Origin of the sequence: Ochrobactrum sp. A-1 (genome assembly GCF_022488005.1) — a bacterium.
Lineage (GTDB): Bacteria > Pseudomonadota > Alphaproteobacteria > Rhizobiales > Rhizobiaceae > Brucella.
The window spans coordinates 395,271-420,434 of the sequence record NZ_JAKVQC010000007.1 but is presented as its reverse complement, the minus strand read 5'-3'; the positions used below and the strand labels follow the sequence as shown (position 1 = coordinate 420,434).

Here is a 25,164-nt window from a genome sequence, read left to right as displayed (position 1 = left end):
GATTAAATCTGCCTGTTAAAGCGATAGCTTAAGGCCATCGTGACTATCCGTGAAGCCGAGCGACTGATAGAAACGCAACGCGTCGGAACGCGATTTATCCGTCGTCAGTTGTACGAGACCACAGCCGCGCTCACGGCACTGCTCGATTGCCCACCCGATCATCTGGCGGCCTATTCCACCGCCACGAATGTGGCTTGCAATCCGCACACTTTCGATCTGTCCGCGCCACATGCCCATTCGCGACAGGCCGGGTATGAAGCTGATTTGCATGCAGCCTATGATCTCGCCATCATGTTCAACGACAGCCAGAAGCTGATTGGGATCAGCATTGATTGCTGCAAAGGCGTTGCGATAAGAATCCCGCAAGGGGAGGCTCGCATCTTCGCGCTGTGCACCGAGTGCGTCGTCTGCAAGCATGGAGACAATCGCCGCCAAGTCAGCCGCTGCGGCTTTTCTGATCGCTATGGCAACTCCCGCCGCCATCAGACCGCCATGCCATGCAGGTCGTAAGCGTCGCTCGCTTCGATCTTCACCGTCACGATGTCGCCGACGCGAAGCGGACGGCGCGACTGGATGTGAACGCTGCCGTCGATTTCCGGAGCATCGTAGCGCGTACGGCCCTTGGCAATCGTGCCGTTTGTCTCATCGACAATGACAGGCAGGCGCTTCCCGACCTTCTTCTTGAGGAGATTGGTCGAAATCTGCTGCTGCTTGGCCATGAAACGATGCCTGCGCGCTTCCTTGATTTCTTCCGGAACCTGCTCAAGGCCGAGATCATTAGCCTTCGCGCCCTTCACCGGCTCATATTTGAAGCAGCCAGCGCGCTCGATTTTGGCTTCGTCGAGCCAGTCGAGAAGCATCTGGAAATCTTCTTCCGTTTCGCCGGGATAGCCGACGATAAAGGTGGAACGCACGGCCAGATCCGGGCAGGTTTCACGCCAGGCCTGAATGCGGCGCGAGGTCTTTTCCTGATGTGCCGGACGGCGCATGTTTTTCAGAACTGCCGGTGAGGCGTGCTGGAAAGGAATATCCAGATAAGGCAGAATCTTACCTTCAGCCATCAGCGGAATGACTTCATCGACATGCGGGTAGGGGTATACATAGTGCATACGCACCCATACGCCCATATCGCCCAGCTCGCGCGAGAGGTCGAGGAACTTGGTACGAACCGTGCGGTCCTGCCACATGGCTTCCTGATATTTGATGTCGAGGCCGTAGGCACTCGTATCCTGCGAGATGACGAGGATTTCCTTCACGCCTGCGTTGACCAGCTTTTCCGCTTCACGCAGCACCTGATCGATCGGGCGCGATACCAGATCGCCACGCAGCGCCGGGATGATGCAGAAGGAGCAGCGGTTTGAGCAGCCTTCAGAAATTTTCAGATAGGCGTAGTGGCGCGGGGTAAGCTTCACGCCCTGTGGCGGCACCAGATCGACAAAGGGATCGTGCGCGGGAGGGGCGGCTTCATGCACCGCGCTCATCACGCTTTCATAAGCCTGGGGGCCGGTGATGGCCAGCACGTTCGGATGGCGCTCACGGATGACATCGGGTTCGGCGCCAAGACAACCAGTTACGATGACCTTCCCGTTCTCGTTGAGTGCAAGGCCGATCGCATCGAGCGATTCATCACGTGCGGAATCGAGAAAGCCGCAGGTATTGACGATGACCAGATCGGCTCCGTCATGCTTGCGGGAGATTTCATAGCCCTCGGAGCGGAGGCTGGTGATGATGCGTTCCGAATCGACAAGCGCCTTCGGGCAGCCGAGTGAAACGAAACTGACGCGCGGTGCGCTCATGGTGATACCTTGCGAATTTCGGAAAATTGGGCGCGCAATATCACGATAAAGGGGCAACGGTAAAGTTGAGATGATAAAAAAAGCCGGAGCGCAAAGCCCCGGCTTTTGTTTACTCGGCGAGTTTGGCTTATTCAGCCTGATCGGCCGGAGCTGCGTTGAGCTGGCCGTAACGCTCTTCGCCGATCTTGGCGAGGAGGTCGAGCTGGGTTTCAAGGAAGTCGATATGACCTTCCTCATCAGCCAAGAGTTCATCGAAAAGCTGTTTGGAAACATAGTCGCCCAGTTCGTCGCAGATTTCGCGAGACTTCTTGTAGGAAGCGCGTGCGTCGTATTCACCTGCAAGGTCGGCTTCCAGAACTTCCTTGACGTTCTGGCCAATGCGCAGCGGAGCTACGGTCTGCAGGTTAGGAAAACCTTCGAGGAAGATGATGCGGTCAATCAGCTTGTCAGCATGATGCATTTCTTCGATGGATTCTTCACGTTCCTTCTTGGCAAGACGCGTGAAGCCCCAGTCGTTGAGGAGGCGGTAGTGAAGCCAGTATTGGTTTACAGCGCCAAGCTCGAGGAACAGTGCCTCGTTAAGCCGCTCGATGACCTTTGGTTCGCCTTTCATTCCATGAACTCCCGAATTTGTCGCGTAGAGAACGTACACGATCCATGAACTGGACCACGTTTTCGTCCATTTGGTTATGACGAAGATGATACTCTTCAGTCACCCTTATGATCGTTTCCACGACGTTTGGGAAGCAGCCACAGCAACGGCCGCGCTTGGACATGATATTATAGACGGTGCCGGGAACGATAAGTTGCCAGCAATCCTGATCGAGAAGCTCGATAACAACGGCTTCAATGTCTTTATCGGTAATAACGTTGCAGCTGCAAACTAGCATGAGAAACTATCTCCCATGCCTGTAAAGCAGAAACCAGATGCAAAAAGCACCAAATGGAGAGACTTTACCGGCTCACTGCGTATTTCTACTATATTGCTGGCCTGAAAAATGGACAGCTTTATTTCACTTGTGGCGCAAGGCCGAACTGAACCGGTCAATGGTTCCTCCAACTGCAAGGGTTAAAGGCCCGAACATTAAAGGCATTACTTAAGTGGTGTTTATAAAACCCACCAAATTAAGTCAGGTTATGGCCGGTGAGGCTCCAATCTGTCAATTTTTATGTTTTTGAAACGTTCTAAAAATCAATAAGTTAGAATCATTCTAAATATGAGTTAACTACCCATCTTTAAACGATAATTGTCATTTTAGTATAGCCATGGCAGCGTTCCAATGGCGCCGCCATGCCATTATGCGCTATTTCGCCGCACCTTGTGGACAGGCGTTTCTCCCGAGCGTCAGGAGCCAAGAACGGAGCTGAAGCCTTCGAACTGCGGAGGTCCGAGATAGATCGGCTTGTTGTCTCCAGCATTGCGATGAGCATCGCGGAACTGTTCGGACTTGGTCCAAGCGACAAAATCATCGCGATTGCGCCATACCGTGTGCGAGGCATAAAGCGTGTAGCCTTCCTCTTCGTTGGTCGCACCGCGCAGGAGGTGAAAGCTTTCAAAACCGGGAAGTTCGGACAATTTGGAGTCTCGGTTTTTCCACACAGTCTCAAAATCGGTTTCGCTGCCGACGCGAACTTTGAAGCGATTCATGGCTATGAACATTGCTGATCCTTTTCCATCAGGTTTGGGACTGGCTACTTTATATAACTTTTGGCGAGTGCAGCGGTAGGGGCTGCACTCGCCGCGTCACATCTCGGGATCAGAAGGCCGCCGCGGTCAGGTTGGTCGGTCTTCGAAGATGCGACGATCATGAACGAGAGACGAGAACGCCTCTCAAAGGTTTAGAACTGGAACTGTGTCGAGACGAGGAAAGTGCGTCCGCGACCAGAGCCATAAGTGCTGAGAGCAGGAGTATATTCCTTGTCAGTGATGTTCAGCACCTGAAGCGAAAGATCAACCGTGTCAGTGAACTTGTACTTCGCGAAGACGTCCACCAGCGTATAGGGATCGGTATCATTTCCTGTGATGCTTCTGCCGCTCGAAACATGCTGAACGCGCAGACCGCTCTCAAGCTTGCGTTCGAAGAAGCGTGCACCAGCCGTAACTGTTACGACATCTTCGGGCAGATACTGGTTTGCCCCGAGGCCCGCCGTCTGTTCCGGGAGTTCGGAGGTGGAGTGCGTGTAAGCAATGCCACCAAAGGCGAAGCCGGCATCGTAACGGGCATCAAGTTCGAAGCCTTTCACATCGGAAGTGCCATCCACATTGATGAACTGGCTGTTCGTGCTGGAGGCGGTGATGTAGTCCTCAACACGCATCATGTAGTAGTTGGCTTTGATGCGCAGGCCGTCTTCGGCTGTAAATATGCCGTCGCGTGCGATATTGACGCCGAACTCCCATCCGCGCTGCTTTTCAGGGCGTAGATCCGGATTGCCACGCAAACCTGTTGTACCCGCATGGGCCACGCCACCAAGGAAGGTTTCCTGCAAGGTTGGCGAACGCATGGAATGCGCATATGTAATATAAGGCTGCAGCCAGTCGGTCACGTTATAGGCAACTGTGACCTTGGGGCTGAGTTCGCCATCGCTGTTCGAAATGGAGCTGTCTTCGCTCTCAAGCTTGAAATAATCGTAGCGAAGGCCGGTGATGACCTGCAAGGCTTGATAGTTCCAGGTCGCTTCCGAGAAGACCGCGCTGCGATTGGAAGTGGCGTCTGTCGGGTTGACACCAGTAATGTTGCCACCAGCATTGTCGCGATTAATTTCAAAGCCGTTCTTCCACGCGACAGCTACATCACCAAAGGTGAATCGTGACGTGTTTGAGGCGGTCATCCCTGTGGTGTCTGTTGAAATTTGACGCCCGACGTAGCTGCCATTGCCGCCCACCCAGTTCTGCAGCGTGCTGTTGTGGTAGAGGTTGACGTCGAGGTCGATGAGATCGTTGTCGGACGGGTTGTAGTTATATTGTGCGAAGAACGTGCGGTTCTGCAGGAACATATCGTAGATCGTATAGGTTCCCGGACGGTAGCCGTTGGCATATGTTCCGTAGTGGTTGTTGTAGAGGACACCGCCAAGCGTCAGCTTCTGGTCTTCGCCAAGACCGAACTCAGCCTTGAACAGACCGGAGGTCAGTTCCTCGCCGGACTTCTCGACAGTCGCGCCGTCGCCGTTTTTGTAATCGCTGGAATCGTGACGGCTGATGGCCGCAACAATCCCGATGGAATTGACGCGGGCAGCACCTGCCAGCATTTCAGAGAAACCGGTGCCATTGCTGCCCCAGGAAGCGCGGCCGAGGACGCCCTTGTCCTTGCCATCCAGAATGACATCATCAACGCCGAGCGTGCGGAAATTGACGCTGCCGGCAAGGCCGGTTCCGCCTTCGGTCGTCACGGCGCCGCGCGCCACATCGATTTCCGACAGCAGGTTCGGGTCAATATAGGCATAACCCTGCGCATCGTGCGCGGTGTTGCGATAGCTTTGCGGCACGCCGTCGATCATCATGTTGACGCGGCCGGAGCCTTCGAAACCACGAATATTGACCGCGACACCCGGATTGGACGCATTTTGCAAGGTGAACACGCCAGCCGTGCCACGCAACACATCATCGAGCTTCGCGCCACCGAAACGATTGATCTCTTCGCGGTCGACCCTACCGACCGGTGCCGCCTCGGACGTCGGTGCCTGCGCCTCTGTCGCCCGGCGAATGGTGATCGTCTTCAACGCAACGCCAGCTTCTTCTTCAGAGGCTTTCTGTTCCTGCGCAAAGGCTTGTGACGTCATCGCCACTAGAATGACAGCAAGCCCCGTGCTCGCCAGAATTGACCGTTTGTGAACCCCACCAGTCGCCCGCATTTCCAATGTTTCCTTCATTAACCAGACACGCTTCATCGACCCGACGGGTGACGAAGAAACTAGAAAATTCAATTGTTTATGACTTCCCCCTCAAGAGAAGGCCGCGTGCTGGCTGGGAAGACGGTTTCTTCCGGGCTTGCGCTGAAAAAGCGAGATTTAAACTTGACTCGATTATTCCAGTAATGCAGTGATTAATAAACATGACTATTGATGTCAACAAAACAAATTTGCTGTCATCACCGTGTGGAAAGTCGATGCTGAGGCGAGAAAATGAACAGGCGAATCCATATCGACATGCAGGTGCGGTTACCGCGCGGACCCGTTTCCGACAGAACTGCAAATCGCATTCCTGAAAGCCAGCTCAGCGGCGATTCAACCGGGTCTGTCCCGGCTCAGATAAAACCTCGCTTCGGCGAGAATGCACTTGAGCCGCAACTGAAAACCTATGGCAGTCGCGAACTCTTCGACGGCTCCCGGGAAGTGGGCATAGAGCACGGCGGCTCGCTCTATCGCCTCAAGATCACCCGCCAAGGCAAGCTCATCCTAAACAAGTAGGCAACCATCAGATGACGACTCATTCCAAGCCCTCCCCAGAGCAGATTCTCAAGGCACGGGCTGATAATCCGAAAATGCGTGAACGCGATTTTGCGCAGAGCCTCGGTATATCAGAAGCCGATTTCGTAGCAGCGCATTGCGGACAAGATGCAACGGCACCGATTTCGGCGCGGCGTGTTCGCGCCGATGTCGAAACGCTGTTGAATCGTATTGGGGCCGTCGGCGAAATCATGGCGCTGACGCGCAATGAGAGTGTTGTCCATGAGAAGATCGGGCCTTTTGAAAAGACGATCTGGGGGCCACATGCTTCGCTGGCGCTCGGCAAGGAAATCGATCTTCGTATTTTCCCGAAGCATTGGGTTCACGGTTTTGCGGTTTCCAAGCAGGATGGCGAAGCAACGCGCCGCAGCCTGCAGTTCTTCGACGCCACGGGCGAGGCGGTCTTCAAGATTCATCTGCGTCCGGCTTCCAACGTTGAAGCCTACGAGGCGCTCGTCAACGATTTGCTGCTGGACGATCAGTCCCCAGTCATTGAAACTAGCGTTCTCGCGCCAAAAGGACCGAAGGTCGACGTATCGCTTCTCGATATCGACGCATTCCGTGAACGTTGGGGCGCTCTCACCGATGTGCATCAGTTCGTTGGCCTGTTAAAGGATTTCGGCGTGGATCGTCATCAGGCCGTGCATCTTGCCGGCCATGATTTTGCCTGGCGTGTCGATACGTCGTCGGTCGAGGCTATGATGAACCATGCTGTGCAGGAAAAGCTGCCGATCATGTGCTTTGTCGGCAGCCGTGGCTGCATCCAGATTCATACGGGTCCGATCCTCGAGATCAAGATGATGGGCCCATGGCTTAACGTACTGGACCCGACGTTCCATATGCACCTGCGCGTCGATCACATTGCCGACGTCTGGGTGGTGCGCAAGCCGACGAAGGACGGTCATGTGACATCGCTGGAGGCCTATGATGCCAATGGCGAACTGATTGTTCAGTTCTTCGGCGAGCGTCATGAAGGCGAAGCGGAGCTGGCCGACTGGCGCATGATCGCGGAAAATCTTCCGCGTCTGCCGCAGTCGTCTGCTGCATGAGGTGACGGCAATGTCGTTCATTTCCTTGCGCTTCACGCGCGGAGCTGCTCTGGCTGCCGTGGCATTATCGCTGGCGGCTGGTGGTGCTGCAGGTGCCGAGACTGTCGATCATTTCGGCGACACGTCGCGCATTGTTTCCGTCGGCGGCTCGCTGACGGAAATCGTCTACGCTCTCGGTGCGGAAAAGATGCTCGCCGCGCGTGACCAGACGAGTATCTATCCCGATGCCGTAAAGAAGCTGCCGGATATCGGCTATATGCGCCAGCTTGCGCCCGAAGGCGTGCTCTCGGTCAATCCGACCGGCATTCTGCTCCTTGAGGGCAGCGGTCCGCAGGACACGCTGGATGTTTTGAAAAAAGCATCTGTGCCGATGATCGTCGTGCAGGAAACTTATACCGGCGAAAGCGTCGTCAAGAAAATCGAGATCGTGGGCAAAGCTCTCGGTCTGGAAGATAAGGCCAAGACGCTTGCCGCCGAAGTTTCGCGCGATATTGACGCCGCTGAGAAGGCCGCGTCCGGCCACAGTTCACGCAAGCGTGTGCTTTTCGTGCTGTCGGCTCCTGGCGGGCGCATGATGGCATCGGGCACAGGCACGGCGGCCAACGGCATGATCGAGCTTGCCGGTGGCGAAAACGTCATCACCGAGTATCACGGATATAAGCAGCTGACCGACGAAGCTGTCGAGAAAGCCGCGCCCGACATGATCCTGATGATGGATACGGGTTCGGACGGGATGACGCCGGAATCGCTGTTGAAAAATCCCGTTATTGCCGCGACACCGGCGGGCCGCGACAAGAATGTCGTGTCGATGGAAGCAACCTATCTGTTGGGATTTGGGCCGCGGACCGGCGCTGCCATTCGTGACCTGTCAGCAAAACTCTACGGCGCTTCCTCAGCGCAATAACATGATCGGGCTTGCACGTTTGAAGGACATGCAAGCCTGATTGCAAGGAATATTCGAAATGACCAGCCAAGGTCGCGTAGCGAGCGAACAGCGCTTTGCAGCGCGTCATTCAGATAATGAAGTCACTACCTCCGAACGTGATGTCACGGGGGACCGGGCGGCTCGTGCACGGCTCACCATCCTATTGCTCGCCGTGGCTTTATGCATTGCGGCACTGTTCAGCCTGACAGCAGGTGCTTCGGATGCGTCCGTGCTTTCTGTGCTGCGCGCTCTGACCTCCTCCGGCGCAGCCGAAGGTGCGGATGCATTTCGTCGCGATCATCTGATCATCATGGAAATCCGCCTGCCGCGTATCGTCATGGGCATGTTGATCGGGGCTGGGCTCGCCGTTTCCGGGGCTGTGATGCAGGGCCTGTTTCGCAATCCGCTGGCCGATCCGGCGCTTGTCGGTGTGTCTGCCGGTGCCGGCCTTGGCGCAGTATCGATGATCGTTCTGGGTGGCACTTTTCTTGCACCCGTTATTGCGATCCTCGGTGTCTATGCGTTGCCTCTGGCCGCATTTCTGGGCGGTCTTGCCAGTACTTTGCTGCTCTATCGTGTCGCGACGCGTCGCGGACGCACATCTGTTGCAACCATGCTGCTTGCAGGTATTGCACTTGGTGCCCTGGCGGGCGCTGCGACCGGCGCGCTCATCTATCTGGCCGATGACCGGCAGTTGCGGGATCTGACATTCTGGGGCCTCGGTTCGCTTGCTGGTTCTACCTGGGCAAAGATTGGCGCTGCAGGGCCAGTCATCGCCATCATTCTGGTGGTTTCACCTTTGCTCGCTCGTGGTCTCAATGCACTGGCTTTGGGTGAGGCTGCTGCTGGTCATCTTGGCATTCAGGTGCAGCGCATCAAAAACATCGCCATCGTCACGGTGGCTGCTGCTACCGGCGCAACGGTGGCCGTTGCAGGCGGGATCGGCTTTATCGGCATTGTTGTGCCGCATATGCTGCGCCTCAGCATCGGGCCGGACCATCGTTATCTCCTGCCAGCGTCAGCTTTGTTGGGCGCTGCGCTTCTGCTTCTGGCGGATGCGGTAAGTCGCACGATTGTGGCTCCGGCAGAATTGCCGATCGGCATCATCACCGCGCTTTTCGGCGCACCGTTCTTCCTCTGGATATTGCTGCGCCAGCGCGGCCTGCTTGATCTGTGAGGCTATCATGATTGAAACAAAGGCATTGGGCGTAAGCCTGTCGGGCAAGACCATCATCAGCGACATCGCTTTTTCGGCGGAGCCGGGCGAGGTGACCGCCATCGTGGGGCCGAATGGTTCCGGCAAGACCACGCTGTTGCGCGCACTTTCCGGCGACATCGCTTACAAAGGAACCGCCTATCTGGATGGCCAGTCCTTCGCTGAAATCAAGCCGTGGCAGATGGCGGCGCGCCGGGCAGTGCTTCCGCAGGCAAGCGCCTTGTCGTTTCCCTTCACGGTTCGCGAGATCGTAAAGATCGGGCTTACCGGCGGCTATAGCGGCGTTTCTCGTGATGAAGAAAAGCGCTTGCCCGATCTCGCCCTGCAAAGGGTTGATCTCGCTGGCTTCGGTGGTCGGCTTTATCAGGAACTTTCCGGCGGAGAACAGCAGCGGGTACAGCTTGCACGCGTTCTTTGCCAGGTCTGGAAACCGGTCGTGGACGGCAAGCCGCGGTATCTCTTTCTGGACGAGCCGATTTCAAGTCTCGATATCCGTCACCAGATCGTGGTGATGGAGATTGCGAAGGATTTTGCCGCAGCAGGTGGTGGGGTGATCGCCATCCTGCATGATCTCAACCTGACTGCCATGTTTGCCGACCGTATCGCGGTCATGAACAGGGGCAAGCTCGACGCGATGGGCACGCCGCGCGAAGCATTGACCGACGAGCGGCTCGAACGTGTTTATGAATGCTCGTTGCGCGTGGGCGTTCCGCCGGAAAAGGGTGTTCCTTTCGTATTGCCGCAATCTGCGTATCGCGCAGCCGCAAAATAAGAAAGTCCGGCATAAAGCCGGACCTTTTCGTTTCTGGTCTTGCGGTGAACTATCAGCTAGCTACGCGCTCTTCTTCCATTTCATCGAGACCAAGCAAGTGCCGCACATTCGGGCGCGCCTTGACGAGGTCTGCAATGCTGTACTTCATCAGCACGCCGAAAAAGGCATTGAGCGCTTCGCGGAGCGCTGAATTTAGCGCGCAGCTATCAACGAGCGGGCATTCGGTGGCTTCATTTTCGAAGCACTCTGCCATGGCGAAGTTTTCTTCGGTTACACGCACGACGTCGAACAGCGAAATGTCTTTTGCGGCACGTCCGAGGCGCACGCCGCCATTGCGGCCGCGTACAGTTTCCACGAGTTTATGCTCAACCAGTGGCTGAAGAATCTTGAACAAAAACAGTTCAGAGACACCGTAGGCACGCGCAATTTCTGGAATGCGGCTGAGCTTGCCGTCATTGGCAGCGCAGTACATGAGCATACGAACGGCATAATTCGTCTGGCGGGTAAGACGCATCACTGTTCCTTTCAACACGTCTCGGAGCGATTCCATGCCTCGATAGTGAGGACGATGATGCTCCAATCCTTGAGTCCGCAATTCCTAACCGAAAGCGGCGTATTCCTTGTTTCGGTTTGTTTCGGAGTTGCTCCAAAATTCTGGTCTTGTCGCATTTTCGATCCAGAAAGGTTCAAGGCTCAATCGGATCATGCGCTAAAGCGGATATCTGTTTCTTAACCCACTTTAGAATCATTCTTAAAATATATGAAGTCTTTTCTCACCTTTAAAGGGGAAAAGTTGTTACCGGCATCAATTAACTGCGAGTTCCTCCCAGATCCGCTGCGACAGCCCATTTCGGCCTACTGGCAGACGTCTATCCATTCGGCACTGACCAGTTCCGCCATTTTGTGCGGAGCAATGCGTACGGCGCTGTTGGTCGCCCCGGCGGCAGGCACGACTTCCTCGAAACTCTTCAATGATACATCGCAGTAAACGGGCAGGGCGCTTGGCAGACCGAATGGACATACACCGCCGACCGGATGGCTGGTTTCAGCAAGAACGGTTTCGGCATCCAGCATGCGCGGCTTGGTTCCAAACTGATCCTTGAACTTGCGATTATCGATACGCGCATCACCACGCGTAACGATGAGTATCGTCTGGTCCTTGGCCGAAAAAGAAAGTGTCTTGGCAATCTGCCCTGGTTCAACACCATGGGCTTCGGCGGCAAGAACGACTGTGGCGGTGCTCGTCGGCAGTTCGATCACTTCGATTTCAGGCGCTTTTGCTGCAAAAAATGCCTTTACGGAATCCAGACTCATAGCTTCCCATCTTCTTATTTTGATTATTATACTCATGTTTAAGCTGCAATATGGCGAAGGACAAGCCCGGTCGCTTCCTTGCGGCGTTTTGACAATAAATTTCTATCAGATCGAGGTCTCGAACTGCAACAATGCAGAAAACCGGTGGGCAAGGCAGATGAGGTGGAAGGGGCTCATAACACGGCAGCCTTTGGCCGCGTGTTATGAGCAGGTATTGAGACTGGCTTCAGAGATCGACCGGACGGCCTGAGGCTTCTTCCTCCAGGGTTACCGCTACATCGGCATTGGCAGAAAGTCTCACCTTGTCGCCTTCGACGTCGGCAACAAAACCGAGTTCGATATAATGATGGTGGTCGCTGTGCAGGCCGGAATTATCGGTTTTTTTCAGCTTGATGCGGTTATCTTCAATGTGGTCGACTGTGCCGACATGCACGCCATCGGCGCCGATGACTTCCATGTCTTCCTGGATTTTGTGTTGCATGGGGATTCCTCCGTGTTGAATCATGCCGGAACGGCAATCTGCGATTGAGGCTGCTTGAGAGAATCTAGCGCGGTTTCTACCGCTGGCCATGGCGCTGGCATTGAAAGTTGCATTTTCGACGGCCGGATCAAGTTCCTGAGATCTAGTCCTGCTGCTAATTTCGTTTGCCGGGACAGAATGCTAGCAAATGAAACAGTGCACGTTGACGCGAGAAGAAAAACTGCTAAGAAGTCACTCGCTGAGCGATTGGGCGCAAATCGATAGCTTGCTTCGGTTTGCTGCTTTTGCACAATGCGGAAAAGCATAGATAAAACAATTGCCTGGAGGGGTGGCCGAGCGGTTTAAGGCACCGGTCTTGAAAACCGGCGTGCAGGAGACTGTACCGTGGGTTCGAATCCCACCCCCTCCGCCATTGTTTCTCACATATTGCTCATGATGCTTCTTCTTCGATCACATTCTGTGCGACCTGCTCAATACCGCCGTTGAAGCGTTCTGCGGCGAGAAGTCCGAGCCATACGGCGATCAGGCAAAGCACGACCGAAAAGCCGATATTGAATAGAGCTTTTCCGGGTTGGCCAGCGCGTAGAAGATCCATTGTCTGCAGACTGAAAGACGAGAAAGTGGTGAAACCGCCGCACACGCCAACCATAAAGGCGATGCGCCAGATTTCCGGTACAGGAAAACGGCCCTGTTCCAGCGTCAATGCGCCGAAGAACGAAATTGCGAAAGAGCCGACAATATTGATGACGATGGTTCCCCAGGGAAGCTCACGGCTTATAGGTAACATCAACACGGCCAACCAGTATCGCGCGACGCTTCCGATCGCTCCGCCGAGCGCCACCATCAGGGTTGCTTGCATTGTTCTGTGTCCATTTGCTCATGATGCTTCTTCTTCGATCACATTCTGTGCGACCTGCTCAATACCGCCGTTGAAGCGTTCTGCGGCGAGAAGTCCGAGCCATACGGCGATCAGGCAAAGCACGACCGAAAAGCCGATATTGAATAGAGCTTTTCCGGGTTGGCCAGCGCGTAGAAGATCCATTGTCTGCAGACTGAAAGACGAGAAAGTGGTGAAACCGCCGCACACGCCAACCATAAAGGCGATGCGCCAGATTTCCGGTACAGGAAAACGGCCCTGTTCCAGCGTCAATGCGCCGAAGAACGAAATTGCGAAAGAGCCGACAATATTGATGACGATGGTTCCCCAGGGAAGCTCACGGCTTATAGGTAACATCAACACGGCCAACCAGTATCGCGCGACGCTTCCGATCGCTCCGCCGAGCGCCACCATCAGGGTTGCTTGCATTGTTCTGTGTCCATTCAATAATGGATAGAGCTTCGGTCAGTTACCTTTGGAAGCTTGACATGGCATCCCGCTTCGAGAGGTCTTGCGACGCACTCTTCTCCTGTTTCAATTCAAGCAGGAGTCATCAGCCAATTGGTGGCAGTTTCGGGAGAACCCCATTCCCATCATGCACGGCAAGTACCGCTGTGCGTTTATACAGAATAGTGACGGCAGCCGTCAATCTGAGGGGCCACGATCAGCGCCGCAACTATTATAAGCGGTCGTCAGGAGAGGGCGCCCCTTTGCTGCGTCCCAGGCGCCGTCTTGCGGCATCGCTCGCCCGATAGATGAATGATGCGGGCTCTGGCAAGGTACGTCGCATGAAGGCGACCTTACGCAGATAGTTGTCGATTTTCCAGGTTGCCCATGTACCGCCGCGGAAATAGGCAACGTCGCCAGCCCGCAAAGTGCGGGTCCCGCCATCTGCGTCGGTAACGTGTACTTCGCCTTCCAGAATATAGACGGTTTCATCCCAGCCGAAATACCAGCGGAATGTGCCCGCAGTGCAATCCCAGATCGCGGTGTAGGCGGCGCGATCTTTGCTTGCCGATTGCTCGCAGGCTCGCGCCTGCGGATTACCTTCAAGTATCCAATCGGGATTGATTGGCGCGGACTTGAGTTCCATCTCCATGGCATTGTCGGAGGTCACAGCTGGTCCGGCAGGTGCAACGAAGACTCGCGGCATTGTCCGAGCTATAGCAAGGACGGCACTTGCAAACATGAATTTCCAAGCCATGGTTTTCCCCGATAGATAGGCGCATTTCAGGATAGCGGCTATTTGTCAGAAATAGGTTAAACTATTGAGGAAAATTGCTCTTTCCGGGGAGCTAATTCGTTACTTTGGGGCGGCAGAGTTTCCACATCAGCGGGACAGCGAAAATCGCGATCGCACCAAAGCAGGCAAAGAACGGCCCATATCCGAAATGCTGCGCCAGAAAGCCAGATGCGACGCCACCCGCCATGCTGACAAGAGCATCCATGCACTGGAACAAGGTGAAGTCCACACCTGCTTGTTTTGGATCTGACCAATGCATGAATTGGGCATAAAGAGCGACAAAACCGAGTGCTACCACACCTGACGAGCTAATCACTGCAACGGCAATGAGTGCAATGCCTGCGTTCTTGTCAGCTGAATGCAGAGCAAAGAACAGGAAACAGAACGCCTGAAGCAACAGAGCCGCCGCCAGAATGCTGCGAACTCCGAAAGCGCGAACCAGCCCGCCGCCTGCCAATGCAGCAGCAAGGCCCAAAAACATGCTGCCGGCTCCGTTCAGGATACCGACGGTGGTGAGATCCAGACCTGCATCGATGAGAAATGGTCCGAGCATTGCCAGACCAGTCTTTTGCGCAATCACGTAGACTGCTGCAGCTGCGAGACCGCGTCTGATCTCCGGTCGCCGCCACGCGGCCAGCAGGGAAGGGGTGTGCGAACGGTCTTCTGCTGTGTCCCGCCCGCGTGACAAGAAAGCGAAAGGCAAACCAAGCATCACCAGAACTGCTGCCATCGTCCAGATCGCAATATGCCATCCAAACCTGTCGACAAGGATGAGAAAGGCGCCGGCACCGATGGCCGACCCCAGATAGGCACCACCCACCTGAGCCGCATTGCCCCAACCGTAGTTTTCCGGCGACAGGCTTTGAACGGCATAGCTGTCGCAGGCTATGTCGACGGTGGCTGTGGCAAAGGCCACAACCGCTAGAATACCGAGCAGCAGATAGACTTGACCCGGATCGATGAAGCCGATGACAAGCAGGCAGAGAACGGACAGGAATCCGCCGCCCAGAATGATGGTGGCGGTTCGGGTTCTACCTGCTGGCGGCAGCCGGAAACGTTCCACTGTGGGTGCCCAGAGAAATTTGAGCGCCCAAGGCAGAATGATAAGCGAAACAAGGCCGATTTGGTCGAGCGATACGCCGTTGTCGCGCATGATCGCCGGTAAGCCCGTCCACGTCATGCCGCCAATTACGCTTTGGGCAATATAAAGCCCGCTGATCGTCGCGAACACGGCGACCGGCGATGGTGCTTTGTCGATCCGTTCCATCTTGTTCATCAGAAGCGGTAACGCAGACTACCGAAAACCTGACGGCCATCCTGCTGATAGCAATAGCCCGAGGTACAGACCGGATCGCGATTGTCGAAGATATTCTTGGCATTGACCTGCAGCAGAACGCCTTCAAGCTTCGGATTCTGATAGCCGAAATCGTAGGAAACGGCGGCGTCGACCATGATGCGTGAATCGTTCTTGAAGCTGTTCTGGTCGTCGCCGTAACTTGAGCTGACGTAGCGAACGCCGGAACCAAGACCAAGACCCGCGAGAACGCCATTTTCGATCTTGTAATTGCCCCAAAGCGACAGCACGTCATTCGGTGTGCCGGAAAGTTCGTTTCCAACGGTGCCTTCGGCTCCCTTGTCGATCTTGACCCGCAGGTGTGTATAGGAGGCGATAACACCGATGCCATTATCGAGCGTGGCATTGGCTTCAAGCTCGAACCCGCGTGAGTTCAGGTCGAGCTGGCGCTGTTTGTTGATGCCCGAAGACGCATCGAGCACGATGCCATCCTTTTGGTCGATATCGAAGAGGGCAGCGCTAATAACGGCATTGTAGCCGGGAATCTCGTATTTGACGCCGATCTCTTTCTGCCGACCTATGGTCGGATTTGCGACGCGCTTGTCGTCACTCATAACATCGTCATAGACGAAACCGATATTGGGCGAGAACGAGGTCGAATAGTTGACATAGGGAATGAAACCCCATTCGGTCTTGTAAGCGACACCAATGCGGCCGGAGAATGCGCTGTCGTCCTGTTTGCTGTCGGTGTAGTCAGCGTCCGTGGTCGTAGACTTCACCCAGTCATAGCGGCCGCTGCCGAACAGGGTCAGGTTGTCCCATTCGATCTGGTCGTGTGCATAGACGCCGACCTGATTCATCTTCTGCGCGCCGTTGAACGGCACATCCATGGCGCGAATATCTTCGACGGACACATAGGAGAGGCCGCTATAAGCCTTGTAATCCGACCACGCATAATCAATGCCAGTAATTGCCTTGTGGGTTAGAGGGCCGGTTTCGAAATCGAATTGCGCCATCGTATCGACGACGAAGTTCTTCATGCGCTCCTTGTAGTGGCCCCAATAGCGGGCAAGGTCGGCGCTGCCTTCCTGCGGATAATGACCGCTATATTCGAGGTCGGCGTCCACGTCGCTATAGCGGACATTCTGACGAACCGTCAGCAGATCGTTGAAGCGATGCTCGAACTCGTAGCCGATGCGACCCTGCTTTTGCACGAAGTCATTATAGTTTGGATCGCCTTCGTAAAGGTCGGAAACCTCGCCATAGGACGGATTGTAGAATGCTGCGGTACCACCGGTGACAGAGCGGGAGAATTCGCTGAGGAATGTGAAGCGCGTATCTTCATCCGGCTTTATCGTGAAGGCTGGCGCGATGTAATATTTGTCGTCTGGATAGCCGGGCAGTTCCGTATCGCTTATGCGACCTAAGCCAGTAACGCGATAGAGAAGCGTTTTGTCTTCATTGGCAGGACCGGATACGTCGAAAGCCGCCTGATAGCGATTGTGATTGCCGAATAGCAGTTCGACTTCACGGAACTCTTCATCCTTCGGGCGCTTGGTGACAACGTTGACGATGCCACCGGGACCGCTCACACCGTAAAGAGAGGAGGCAGGTCCTTTCAGGACGGTTATGCCCTCAATACCGTAAGGTTCGGTTTTCAGCCAGGCGGACGGGCCATTGATGATGCGCAAGCCATCCCTGAACATGCCGGTATAATAGGCGGGGAAACCGCGCAGATAGAACGCGTCGTAACGTGTGTCGAAACCGAAATTGTTCGGGTTGGCGCTTGCCGTATAGCTCAACGCATCATTGAGTGTGACTGGTTTCTGATCTTCTAACTGGCGCTGCGTGATGACCGAAATGGATTGGGGGATCTTGACGATGTCCGTGTCGATCTTGGTGCCTTCTCGATCCTTTTTGGCAACGTAACCGTCCTGCACGAGCGTGTCGTTACTTTGTGACTGGATCGTAACCGTATCGAGAATGAGTGGTTGTGCGCTATCCTGAGCAAGCGAAATCGCAGTCGATGCCAAAAGGGTGGAGCAGGTCAAAGCAAGATTCAGCCGACCATGATAGGAATTGAAGCGCATACGTTTCCCTCTGATTATAGGCTTATACGCCGTGAGAGCCCCGTTCCAACGACGTAAATAGGAGTTCGAGACTCCACTATAAAATGGAGTGTAAAAGTCAACAATAATTAGTGGGCAATCTATCGCGAAATGGGAGGTCAATCCGATCGTTGCGATCAATCTGCAACAGTTTGCCTGCATGGCCGCAACTCTGTCTGGTGAGGGCATAATTGCTTGCGAACAGAGGTTGTGGTGCATGCTCGACACTGATTCCGGTTTTTTCTGCCGGTAAACGTCAAAGAAGCGCTCTCCGGCAACTTAAACCGCAATGTAGCCATTTAGCGTCAGCCAAAAGTGTAGGATAGGCAGCCAAGTCAGCCACGAAAATTAGGACCATTTGGTCGAGAGCCGGGTTCCCGCGCAAACCCATTCTAAATTAAATCTATAATATCTATAGACATTGAAAACTAATTCCAGCTGCCGTAAGAATTTAAAAGATCCCTATCGTTTCAAAATCGGTATAACCATATGAAAAGACGAGATTTTATCAAGCTTTTGCTTGCGGTTGCACTGGCGGGTACGTTTCAGGTTACTTCCCATGCGCAGACGAACAATTCGACAAAACTGGTCGTCGCGGATCAGAGCGAGTTCGTGCGTAATCTGCTGGATGCAAGCGGAGAGAGAAGCAAGCTCCAGTTTGACATCGAGTTTCCCAATTTTGCCGGTGGTCCAGCGATCTACGAGGCAATCCGCGCCGGTGCGCTGGATATCGCCTATGTCGGCGACACGCCGCCCATTCAGGCACGCGCTGCAGGAACGCTTCTGCCTATTATCGGTACTTTCACCCGAGAACTGGCCACATATCGGCTGACGACCAGACCCGGTCTCGTCATCAACAAGCTCTCCGAACTGAAGGGCAAGAAGGTCAGTTATATTGAGGGCTCGGGGCGGCAGGTGTACCTGACCGAGGCGCTCAACCGTGCCGGACTCAGCCTGAAGGATGTGGAACTCGTCAATCTCCGCGTCGCAGATCTTCCCGATGCCGTTCGTTCCAGCACGGTCGATGTGGCGGTGCTGCAGGAGCCGCACATAACGCGGTTGGTGAAACAGGTCGGTGCATCTCCGGTCCTCGATCCGGAAGAACGTCGTCTTCTTCCCAGCACTTCCTATTTTTATGCCCGTCCCGATGTTCTTGCCGACCCGGAAAAATCCGCAGCAATCCGCGAATTCCTGGCGGCATTTGTCAGGGCAGCGAAATGGAGCAATGAAAACGAGGAAAGCTGGGCCAAGTTCTACTACACAGATTTCCAGCGCGTCGATCCGGCCGATACGGCAGCGATCCTAGCGGCACAGTCCCCGCTTGTCCTGCAAACGTCTGCAGAGGCAATCCCTCATCATCAGAAGCTGATCGATATTCTTTATCAGGCAGGTTCGATCAAGGAGCGTTTCGACGCCAGGCAATCCTTTGTCGATACCTATGACGACGTGATCGCCGCAGAGCGTTGAGCGCAAGATATCAGCGAGGAGATCCCATGACTGATATGATAGCCAATGTATTCGTCCCCAAGGCCGGCAGGCTACGCTCCGGCAAGGGCGAAACCCGGTCAAGCCGACGGCATGGCGGTCAGTTGGCGCCCAGGCGACTGCCCGGCGGCATGCGGCTTCTTGGACCGATAATCGTGCTGCTCTTATGGGAAGCCACTTCGCGCCTAGGGCTGGTTTCGCCGAGTACACTTGCCGCTCCCTCGACCGCATTTGTCACCGGCTATCAAATGTTTGCCGATGGCACGCTGCTACCGCACCTTCTCGCCTCTGCCGCACGTGCCTATTCCGGTCTGTTTCTGGGCGTGCTCGCTGGTGTCGCGTTGGCGCTTCTCTCCGGTCTCACACGCAGCGGTGAAGCGCTGATCGACGGGCTGGTTCAGATCAAACGGGCTGTTCCCACGCTTGCACTTATTCCTCTGGTCATCATCTGGCTTGGCATCGGCGAGGCGATGAAGGTCTTCCTGATTTTCACCGCCGTCCTGGTGCCGGTCTATATCAATACCCATGCAGCGCTTCGCGGTATCGACATCGCCTATATCGAGCTTGCCCGCACGCTTGGCCTTACCCGCAGCGAATTCATTCGCAAGGTCGCACTTCCAGGGGCATTGCCCGGCTTTTTTGTGGCTCTGCGACTGGCCGTCGCTCTTTGCTGGACAGCCCTGGTGGTGCTGGAACTCATCAATACCCAGACGGGCATCGGCTATCTCATGAACCGTGCCCGTGACTGGGGGCAGACTGATATCATCGTCGTCGGCATCATCATTTATGCCGTGCTTGGTCTCGTATCGGATGCGGTTGTTCGCTTTGTCGAAGCGCGAGCTCTGTCCTATCGGAGGTCGCTCGGTTCATGAACACTCACATCAAGACACCTCCGGCAGTCGTTCTGCGGAATATCTCGCGCGGCTTTCGCGGCAAAACCGTCCTCGAACATATTTCGCTGGAAATCCCGCAGGGGCAGTTCGTTTCGCTGCTGGGTGAATCTGGTTCGGGCAAGACAACGCTCCTGCGCGCATTGGCCGGTCTTGATGATGATGCGGAAACTGAAGGCCATTTCGTGGTTCCGGTCAGCATGTCGGTTCTCTTTCAGGATTCACGGCTGCTGCCATGGATGAAAGTGCTGGACAATGTCACCTTGGGACTGCGCAGTCCCGATCCGGCGGAAGCCGCCCGTGCCATGCTGGAAGCAGTCGGTCTGGGCGACAAGGCCGACGTATGGCCAGCCACCTTGTCGGGCGGCCAGAAACAGCGGGCGTCGCTGGCACGTTCGCTTCTGCGCGAACCGGAACTGTTGCTGGCTGATGAACCCTTCGGCGCACTCGATGCACTGACGCGCATGCGCATGCATGCCTTGCTGTTCCGGCTGATCGAGACAAGAAGGCCAACCGTCATTCTGGTGACGCATGATGTCGATGAAGCCTTGCTGCTCTCGGACCGCATTCTGGTCCTGAAAGATGGGCGTATCGCCGAAGATCACGCAGTTGATCTGCCGCATCCGCGCCGTACCCACCTCGATAAATTCACCGCTCTCCGACAGAGGCTACTGCAAAGTCTCGGTGTGGAAGGCAATGCTCTTTAAAGGAACTCGCCATGTCGAGAAAACTGCACCTGAACCTGTTTCTCATGTCTCGTGGCCATCATGAGGGCGCGTGGCGGCATCCGTCGTCTTCGCAAAAATCCCTAACCGATCTCGAACTTTATATCGAAGCGGCCCGGATCGCCGAAGCGGCCAAATTCGATGCGGTCTTTCTGGCGGATACGCTTGTTGCCCCCAACAGCAGCGGGCTCGCGGCTTCCGGGGCACTCGAACCGATAGTGTTGTTGTCGCTTCTCGCCGGAAAAACGCAACGCATTGGTCTTATCGGCACGGCTTCCACGACCTATAGCTTGCCCTATACGCTGGCACGCCAGTTTGCGACGCTGGATCATCTTTCCCAAGGACGCGCTGGCTGGAATATCGTCACATCCTGGGCTGCCGAGGCTGGAGCCAATTACGGCCTGCAGCAGAATGTCGACCATGCCGACCGCTACAAGATTGCGGAGGAGTTTGTCGAGGCCGTTGACGCGCTGTGGCGCAGTTTTCCGGCCGATGCCGTTCAAGACGATAGGGAAAGTGGGCAATATCTCGACCCTTCGCGGATAAAGCCAGTCAATTTCACCGGACGCCATTATCGGACTGCTGGACCGCTCAATGTGCCGGAAGGGCCGCAGGGCAGACCTGTCTATATTCAGGCGGGGCAATCGGATGCTGGTCGCGGCTTTGCCGCCAAATGGGCGGAGGCAATTTTCACCGCTCACATGACCAAGGAATCGGCGCGTGACTTCTACACGGATGTAAAGGGCAGGGCTGCGGCCTATGGACGGCAGAACGACGATATCGCCATTCTGCCTGGCCTGAGCGCTGCAGTTGGATCAACTGAAGCAGAAGCGGAACGTGTATGGGAAGAGCTTGATGCCTTGACCAGTACCGATGTCGGCCTCTCACGGCTGTCAGCTCGCTTTGGTGGTCACGACTTTTCTGCCGTACCTCTGGATCGTCCATTGAAGGCTGGAGATTTCCCCGATCCGGAAGCCGTGCAGGCATCAAAAAGCCGCGTCATCGGCTATATCGAGATGTCTTTGCGCGAGGGCCTCACATTGCGGCAGCTGTTGCGCAAACTCGCCGGTGCGCGTGGCCATTTCGCGACGGCTGGCACGCCGGAACAGATCGCGGGCACAATCGAAGACTGGTTCAGTTCGGGCGCTGCGGACGGCTTCAACGTAATGCCGCCAATCATCACCAGCCAGTTCGAGCTTTTCACGACGGAGGTGGTCCCGATTTTGCAGAAGCGCGGTCTTTTCAGGGAAGAATACGAGGGTTCGACGCTTCGCTCGCATCTGGGTCTGAAGCCGGTAGGCCCAAGGGAACTGCTGGCCAAGTCGGCTTGAGCCGTGCCGCCGTCAGTATTTTCGGTGTTAAAGCAAGCATATCCGCAGAGATAGCGCAGTTTTCTAAATTTCTTTCGAACTATGGAAAGAACAATCTCGGTCGGCATTTCCTCGCATGCTAGAAATTGTCGAGTTCGGTTTATGAGAGGACCTGGCGTGGTATCAACGGTGACATATCTGCGCGACAGCGCGTCCCGCTATATTGATGAACCGGAAGATATTGAGGTTTCTCCTGGTGAACTGAAAGCTGCAATGCGCCAACTTGCCGGTGGTGTCAGCGTCGTCACGGCAGGTTATGACGATGGCCGCACGGGTGCGACAGTGACATCGGCCACTGCTCTTTCAGTTGAGCCACCGACGATCATCGTAAACATCAATCGCGGTTCGTCGGTCTGGTCGGCGATTAGTCGCCACAACCATTTCTGCGTGAATGTTTTGTCCTCCGGCCAGCAGTCGATTGCTGATCGTTTTGCCGGCAAGGGCGGCATCAAGGGGAATGCCCGGTATGCAGGTGCTGAATGGTATTCGCTTGAAAGCGGAGCGCTGGCGCTGACAGGCGCTCTGGCGTCGGTCGATTGCGCGGTGGAAGACGTCATCGAGCGTCATACCCATGCAATCGTGATCGGGCGTGTTCTGAAGATCGTCACCGGTTCCGGTGAACCGCTCCTGTATCACAATGGCAGCTATCGGCTTCTGGACGTCGTATCAGGCGCTTAACCGGGCCCAGGTCGGCGCGGAACTGTCGTCTTCCAGTCCACCGTTGCGGGTAAATTGTTCAAGCGTCATCGTATCGAGAACGCCTGCTATTGCTTCGCGCACGAGCAGCATGGAGCGACGTACCTGGCAGGCGCGGTGATCCTCGCAGTCGTCGCAAGGCTCATACGCTGTGCGGCTGGCACAACGGATCGGCGCCAGAGGTCCGTCCAGAACACGGACGACTTGTCCGATGGTGATTTCGGACGCGGGCTTCGACAGGCTATAGCCGCCTCCGGGACCCTTTTTGGAGCGCAGAATGCCATTATTGCGCAATTCCAGCAGGATTGCGTCGAGAAATTTCTTCGAAATATTATTCCGTGCGGCAATTTCAGCGACGAAGGCGCTTTCACCCGGCTCAAGCGCGGCGAGATGAGCCAGAGCCTTCAAACCGTATTTACCCTTCTTGGTAAGCATGCGCACTCCGCCGATGTTTCGCCGGGATGCTTTTGCATGAAATCGAGAGAATTGATAGTCTATTGCAATTGGCCGAGTGTCGCAGGAGCGCGAGCGTTTCAACCGATTTCGCGCGATGCAACAGGTGTATGATAGTAAAGCGGAAAGATCAGGCCGTAAGGAACGGTTACGACATCCGCCATTTGATCGTCGGTTGGGCGATCATCACTCAACTTTTCGCGGCCCGAATAGCTGGCGTCCATGTCAGCTTCCGACAGCAGGAAGATAAACGCGCTCCAAAGCAGAAACGGGAGCAGGGCGATGGCGATATAAACGTAGCTCGTATCCATGCCGTGATGGTGGGCTACGGGGCCTTGTTCATCAAGGAACAGACTTCTCAAGTTTGATGGCTTTGAGGTCGGATTTTGCTTTTGTGGATCGCCACCGGAATTTTCTCCGGTGACGAAATCTCATGCGCCGACTATGCCGTCACTATGGGCAGGCAGCTCGAAGAGGCGGGCGCCATTGTCGGTTCCCTTTTCTTCGTAACCGATAATTTTGAACCATTTCACGATATCGGAACGGTCGAGCCAGCTTCGCGAATGAATAGGCAGATCGCCCGCCAAAGCCTGAATCTGCCGGATGTGCTGTTTGCAGAAGCGCACCGTATTTCGGTTGAAGAACTCTTCCTTCGCCGCAAAAAGCGTGTCAGTGGCGCCATCTCCCTCGTGCCAGGCGATGATTGCGACAACCTTGTCGTTCTGTAGTAAAGCGTGCGCCCGGCCTTCCCGCAAGTTCATCATCAGATTGTCATAGGCGGCCTTGGTATCTTTGCCGGCTGCGATGTACTCGATTGCCATGCGTCTTGAAAGGTCGTGAAAAACGCTCTCAAGATCACCGACAGTCGCTGTGCGTGCCTTCATTTTTCTGACCTCCCTTCGTTTCACTTCCGTCGCGTAGAAATCGCGACGCACCATAATGGCCACTTCCGGCCATCGCTTTCAACGTGAAAAGTCCTTGCCGGTTCCGGCTAGGCGAAGTGAATTTTGCAGTGAGAGGGGCTCGAAACCGCAGGTCTGGGAAAATAGGCAGTGAACTAAGCCGGCATTCACGCGATTGTGAAAACCGTGCTCGAAGTGGTATCACGAGGCCTGATTTTCGTCGTTCTTCGGGCCTTTCCGAATTGCGCTAAGGCTCTAGTTTTATAATGAACTCCGGTTGGTTATGCACAACTAGGGTACAAGTTATTTGAACTATTCTGGAGGTATGTGTATCCAGCGTATATGTTTCTCGTCTGCGTATCGTGGAATTTTCTCGGAAACACCTCAAAAAGTCTTACCCACCAAATCGGCAGGAAACGACAATGACCGACCTTCCCGGATATCCGAGTCGGCGCAGTTTTCTGAAAGCCTCCGCGGCAAGCGTGATGCTTTCAGGGCTCGCTGTCTCAGCCAAAGCGGAGCCACAAACTCCCCCGGTTCCGCTTGAAGAATATGAACGTCAATATTTCAATGAAGTTGAATGGGCTTTCATTCTCGCCGCGACGGCGCGACTGATCCCGTCCGAAGGGGATGGCCCCGGCGCCATCGAAGCCCGTGTTCCCGTATTCATCGATCTCCAGCTTGCCGGCGATTTCGGTCGCGCGGATGATTGGTACATGGTCGGTCCCCACGATCCTTCCGCCGATCCGACGCGTGGCTGGCAGACACCCCTCAATCCGGCGCAAATTTACCGGCAGGGCATTCCTGCCTTCAATGCGTGGTGCGAACAAAAGCATGGCGCAGCTTTCTCTGCCCTGACGGCTGAACAGCAGGACGCCGCTTTGACCTCGTTGCAGAAGGGGGAGGTCGGCCTACAGCCTGAACTGCGCGACTTCTTTACGCTTCTCTTGCAGAACACCAAGGAAGGCTATTTCGCCGATCCGATGTATGGCGGCAATCACGGCATGCAGGCGTGGAGCTATATCGGCTTCCCCGGTGCGCGCGGCAGCTACAAGGAATGGGTCGAACGCTATAATGTTCGCTATCCACTAGGCCCGATTTCGATCAAGGGCGAGAGGGCTTAAC

28 protein-coding genes, 1 tRNA gene and 1 riboswitch are annotated in these 25,164 nt (G+C 55.2%); of the genes, 12 read left to right on the top strand and 17 right to left on the bottom strand.

The features are described 5' to 3' along the window. Positions 1-15 precede the first annotated feature (15 nt). The 6 genes from MKS82_RS19935 to MKS82_RS19910 form a co-directional block, all read right to left on the bottom strand. A complete protein-coding gene (locus MKS82_RS19935; protein WP_109986603.1) occupies positions 16-483 on the bottom strand; it encodes a GNAT family N-acetyltransferase in 468 nt (155 codons plus the stop codon). After that, positions 483-1,796 (bottom strand): 30S ribosomal protein S12 methylthiotransferase RimO, encoded by a 1,314-nt coding sequence (gene rimO, locus MKS82_RS19930; protein ID WP_109986604.1) that lies wholly within the window; start codon positions 1,794-1,796, stop codon positions 483-485. The genes MKS82_RS19935 and rimO overlap by 1 nt, the downstream gene beginning before the upstream one ends. Positions 1,797-1,923: 127 nt before the next feature. Beyond that, positions 1,924-2,409 carry a bacterioferritin gene (gene bfr, locus MKS82_RS19925; RefSeq protein WP_006468896.1) on the bottom strand — a complete coding sequence of 162 codons (486 nt, stop codon included), beginning with the start codon at positions 2,407-2,409 and terminating at the stop codon, positions 1,924-1,926. After that, on the bottom strand, positions 2,375-2,686 hold the full coding sequence (locus MKS82_RS19920) for a (2Fe-2S)-binding protein (RefSeq protein WP_109986605.1): 312 nt from the start codon (positions 2,684-2,686) through the stop codon (positions 2,375-2,377). The genes bfr and MKS82_RS19920 overlap by 35 nt, the downstream gene beginning before the upstream one ends. Before the next feature lie 455 nt (positions 2,687-3,141). After that, positions 3,142-3,456 (bottom strand): antibiotic biosynthesis monooxygenase family protein, encoded by a 315-nt coding sequence (locus tag MKS82_RS19915; protein WP_109986606.1) that lies wholly within the window; start codon positions 3,454-3,456, stop codon positions 3,142-3,144. A gap of 179 nt (positions 3,457-3,635) precedes the next feature. Beyond that, positions 3,636-5,717 carry a TonB-dependent receptor domain-containing protein gene (locus MKS82_RS19910; RefSeq protein WP_240579195.1) on the bottom strand — a complete coding sequence of 694 codons (2,082 nt, stop codon included), beginning with the start codon at positions 5,715-5,717 and terminating at the stop codon, positions 3,636-3,638. A gap of 324 nt (positions 5,718-6,041) precedes the next feature. Between MKS82_RS19910 and hemP the strand changes: the two genes are divergently transcribed. The 5 genes from hemP to MKS82_RS19885 are packed head-to-tail and all read left to right on the top strand — an operon-like array spanning position 6,042 to position 10,201. Beyond that, entirely contained in the window at positions 6,042-6,200 is a 159-nt protein-coding gene (gene hemP / locus MKS82_RS19905; protein ID WP_306461002.1) for a hemin uptake protein HemP, read from the top strand. A gap of 11 nt (positions 6,201-6,211) precedes the next feature. Next, positions 6,212-7,288, top strand: a complete 1,077-nt coding sequence (locus tag MKS82_RS19900) for a hemin-degrading factor (protein ID WP_109986609.1) — start codon at positions 6,212-6,214, stop codon at positions 7,286-7,288. Between the two features lie 10 nt (positions 7,289-7,298). Further along, positions 7,299-8,192 carry a heme/hemin ABC transporter substrate-binding protein gene (locus MKS82_RS19895; RefSeq protein ID WP_109986610.1) on the top strand — a complete coding sequence of 298 codons (894 nt, stop codon included), beginning with the start codon at positions 7,299-7,301 and terminating at the stop codon, positions 8,190-8,192. A 58-nt stretch (positions 8,193-8,250) separates the two neighbouring features. Further along, a complete protein-coding gene (locus tag MKS82_RS19890) occupies positions 8,251-9,390 on the top strand; it encodes a FecCD family ABC transporter permease (RefSeq protein WP_109986611.1) in 1,140 nt (379 codons plus the stop codon). Between the two features lie 7 nt (positions 9,391-9,397). After that, positions 9,398-10,201, top strand: coding sequence for a heme ABC transporter ATP-binding protein (locus MKS82_RS19885; protein WP_109986612.1), 804 nt, complete (start codon positions 9,398-9,400; stop codon positions 10,199-10,201). 52 nt (positions 10,202-10,253) lie between these two features. On the opposite strand, the gene rirA is transcribed toward MKS82_RS19885, so the two are convergent. From rirA to MKS82_RS19870, 3 genes are all read right to left on the bottom strand, one after another. Beyond that, positions 10,254-10,715 (bottom strand): iron-responsive transcriptional regulator RirA, encoded by a 462-nt coding sequence (gene rirA / locus MKS82_RS19880; protein WP_109986613.1) that lies wholly within the window; start codon positions 10,713-10,715, stop codon positions 10,254-10,256. Positions 10,716-11,056: 341 nt separating this feature from the next. Beyond that, the gene (locus tag MKS82_RS19875; protein ID WP_109986614.1) at positions 11,057-11,515 is read right to left on the bottom strand and encodes a YbaK/EbsC family protein; all 459 of its coding nucleotides are present in this window, start codon (positions 11,513-11,515) and stop codon (positions 11,057-11,059) included. A 226-nt stretch (positions 11,516-11,741) separates the two neighbouring features. Further along, the gene (locus tag MKS82_RS19870) at positions 11,742-11,996 is read right to left on the bottom strand and encodes a DUF2171 domain-containing protein (protein WP_109986615.1); all 255 of its coding nucleotides are present in this window, start codon (positions 11,994-11,996) and stop codon (positions 11,742-11,744) included. A gap of 322 nt (positions 11,997-12,318) precedes the next feature. Between MKS82_RS19870 and MKS82_RS19865 the strand changes: the two genes are divergently transcribed. Then, positions 12,319-12,408, top strand: a tRNA-Ser gene (locus MKS82_RS19865). An 18-nt stretch (positions 12,409-12,426) separates the two neighbouring features. On the opposite strand, the gene crcB (MKS82_RS19860) is transcribed toward MKS82_RS19865, so the two are convergent. The 5 genes from crcB (MKS82_RS19860) to MKS82_RS19840 all read right to left on the bottom strand — a co-directional run bounded on the left by crcB (MKS82_RS19860) (position 12,427) and on the right by MKS82_RS19840 (position 17,500). Further along, the gene (gene crcB / locus MKS82_RS19860; protein WP_109989978.1) at positions 12,427-12,855 is read right to left on the bottom strand and encodes a fluoride efflux transporter CrcB; all 429 of its coding nucleotides are present in this window, start codon (positions 12,853-12,855) and stop codon (positions 12,427-12,429) included. Positions 12,856-12,873: 18 nt separating this feature from the next. Then, complete coding sequence (gene crcB / locus MKS82_RS19855; RefSeq protein ID WP_109989978.1) at positions 12,874-13,302, bottom strand: fluoride efflux transporter CrcB; 429 nt, start codon at positions 13,300-13,302, stop codon at positions 12,874-12,876. Positions 13,303-13,410: 108 nt separating this feature from the next. Further along, positions 13,411-13,474: riboswitch (Fluoride riboswitch) on the bottom strand. A gap of 78 nt (positions 13,475-13,552) precedes the next feature. Then, positions 13,553-14,077: a cupin domain-containing protein gene (locus MKS82_RS19850; protein ID WP_109989387.1), complete on the bottom strand. Its 525-nt coding sequence runs from the start codon at positions 14,075-14,077 to the stop codon at positions 13,553-13,555. 91 nt (positions 14,078-14,168) lie between these two features. After that, a complete protein-coding gene (locus MKS82_RS19845) occupies positions 14,169-15,383 on the bottom strand; it encodes an MFS transporter (RefSeq protein ID WP_240579194.1) in 1,215 nt (404 codons plus the stop codon). Between the two features lie 8 nt (positions 15,384-15,391). Beyond that, positions 15,392-17,500, bottom strand: a complete 2,109-nt coding sequence (locus MKS82_RS19840) for a TonB-dependent siderophore receptor (protein ID WP_109989388.1) — start codon at positions 17,498-17,500, stop codon at positions 15,392-15,394. A 507-nt stretch (positions 17,501-18,007) separates the two neighbouring features. On the opposite strand from MKS82_RS19840, the gene MKS82_RS19835 reads away from it, so the two are divergent. The 5 genes from MKS82_RS19835 to MKS82_RS19815 all read left to right on the top strand — a co-directional run bounded on the left by MKS82_RS19835 (position 18,008) and on the right by MKS82_RS19815 (position 22,666). Beyond that, positions 18,008-18,985, top strand: a complete 978-nt coding sequence (locus MKS82_RS19835; RefSeq protein WP_109989389.1) for an ABC transporter substrate-binding protein — start codon at positions 18,008-18,010, stop codon at positions 18,983-18,985. A 26-nt stretch (positions 18,986-19,011) separates the two neighbouring features. Beyond that, the gene (locus tag MKS82_RS19830; RefSeq protein ID WP_181394332.1) at positions 19,012-19,875 is read left to right on the top strand and encodes an ABC transporter permease; all 864 of its coding nucleotides are present in this window, start codon (positions 19,012-19,014) and stop codon (positions 19,873-19,875) included. Continuing rightward, positions 19,872-20,600 carry an ABC transporter ATP-binding protein gene (locus tag MKS82_RS19825; RefSeq protein ID WP_109989390.1) on the top strand — a complete coding sequence of 243 codons (729 nt, stop codon included), beginning with the start codon at positions 19,872-19,874 and terminating at the stop codon, positions 20,598-20,600. The genes MKS82_RS19830 and MKS82_RS19825 overlap by 4 nt, the downstream gene beginning before the upstream one ends. A gap of 11 nt (positions 20,601-20,611) precedes the next feature. Continuing rightward, positions 20,612-21,949, top strand: a complete 1,338-nt coding sequence (locus MKS82_RS19820) for an LLM class flavin-dependent oxidoreductase (protein WP_240579193.1) — start codon at positions 20,612-20,614, stop codon at positions 21,947-21,949. Between the two features lie 156 nt (positions 21,950-22,105). After that, entirely contained in the window at positions 22,106-22,666 is a 561-nt protein-coding gene (locus MKS82_RS19815; protein WP_109989392.1) for a flavin reductase family protein, read from the top strand. Here the strand turns inward: MKS82_RS19815 and MKS82_RS19810 are convergent. The 3 genes from MKS82_RS19810 to MKS82_RS19800 form a co-directional block, all read right to left on the bottom strand. Next, positions 22,655-23,119: an RrF2 family transcriptional regulator gene (locus MKS82_RS19810; RefSeq protein WP_109989393.1), complete on the bottom strand. Its 465-nt coding sequence runs from the start codon at positions 23,117-23,119 to the stop codon at positions 22,655-22,657. The genes MKS82_RS19815 and MKS82_RS19810 overlap by 12 nt on opposite strands. A gap of 98 nt (positions 23,120-23,217) precedes the next feature. Beyond that, the gene (locus MKS82_RS19805; protein WP_240579192.1) at positions 23,218-23,499 is read right to left on the bottom strand and encodes a hypothetical protein; all 282 of its coding nucleotides are present in this window, start codon (positions 23,497-23,499) and stop codon (positions 23,218-23,220) included. A 69-nt stretch (positions 23,500-23,568) separates the two neighbouring features. After that, positions 23,569-24,021 carry a hypothetical protein gene (locus MKS82_RS19800; protein ID WP_109989422.1) on the bottom strand — a complete coding sequence of 151 codons (453 nt, stop codon included), beginning with the start codon at positions 24,019-24,021 and terminating at the stop codon, positions 23,569-23,571. 440 nt (positions 24,022-24,461) lie between these two features. On the opposite strand from MKS82_RS19800, the gene MKS82_RS19795 reads away from it, so the two are divergent. Beyond that, positions 24,462-25,163, top strand: coding sequence for a gluconate 2-dehydrogenase subunit 3 family protein (locus MKS82_RS19795; RefSeq protein ID WP_109989395.1), 702 nt, complete (start codon positions 24,462-24,464; stop codon positions 25,161-25,163). Position 25,164 lies beyond the last annotated feature (1 nt).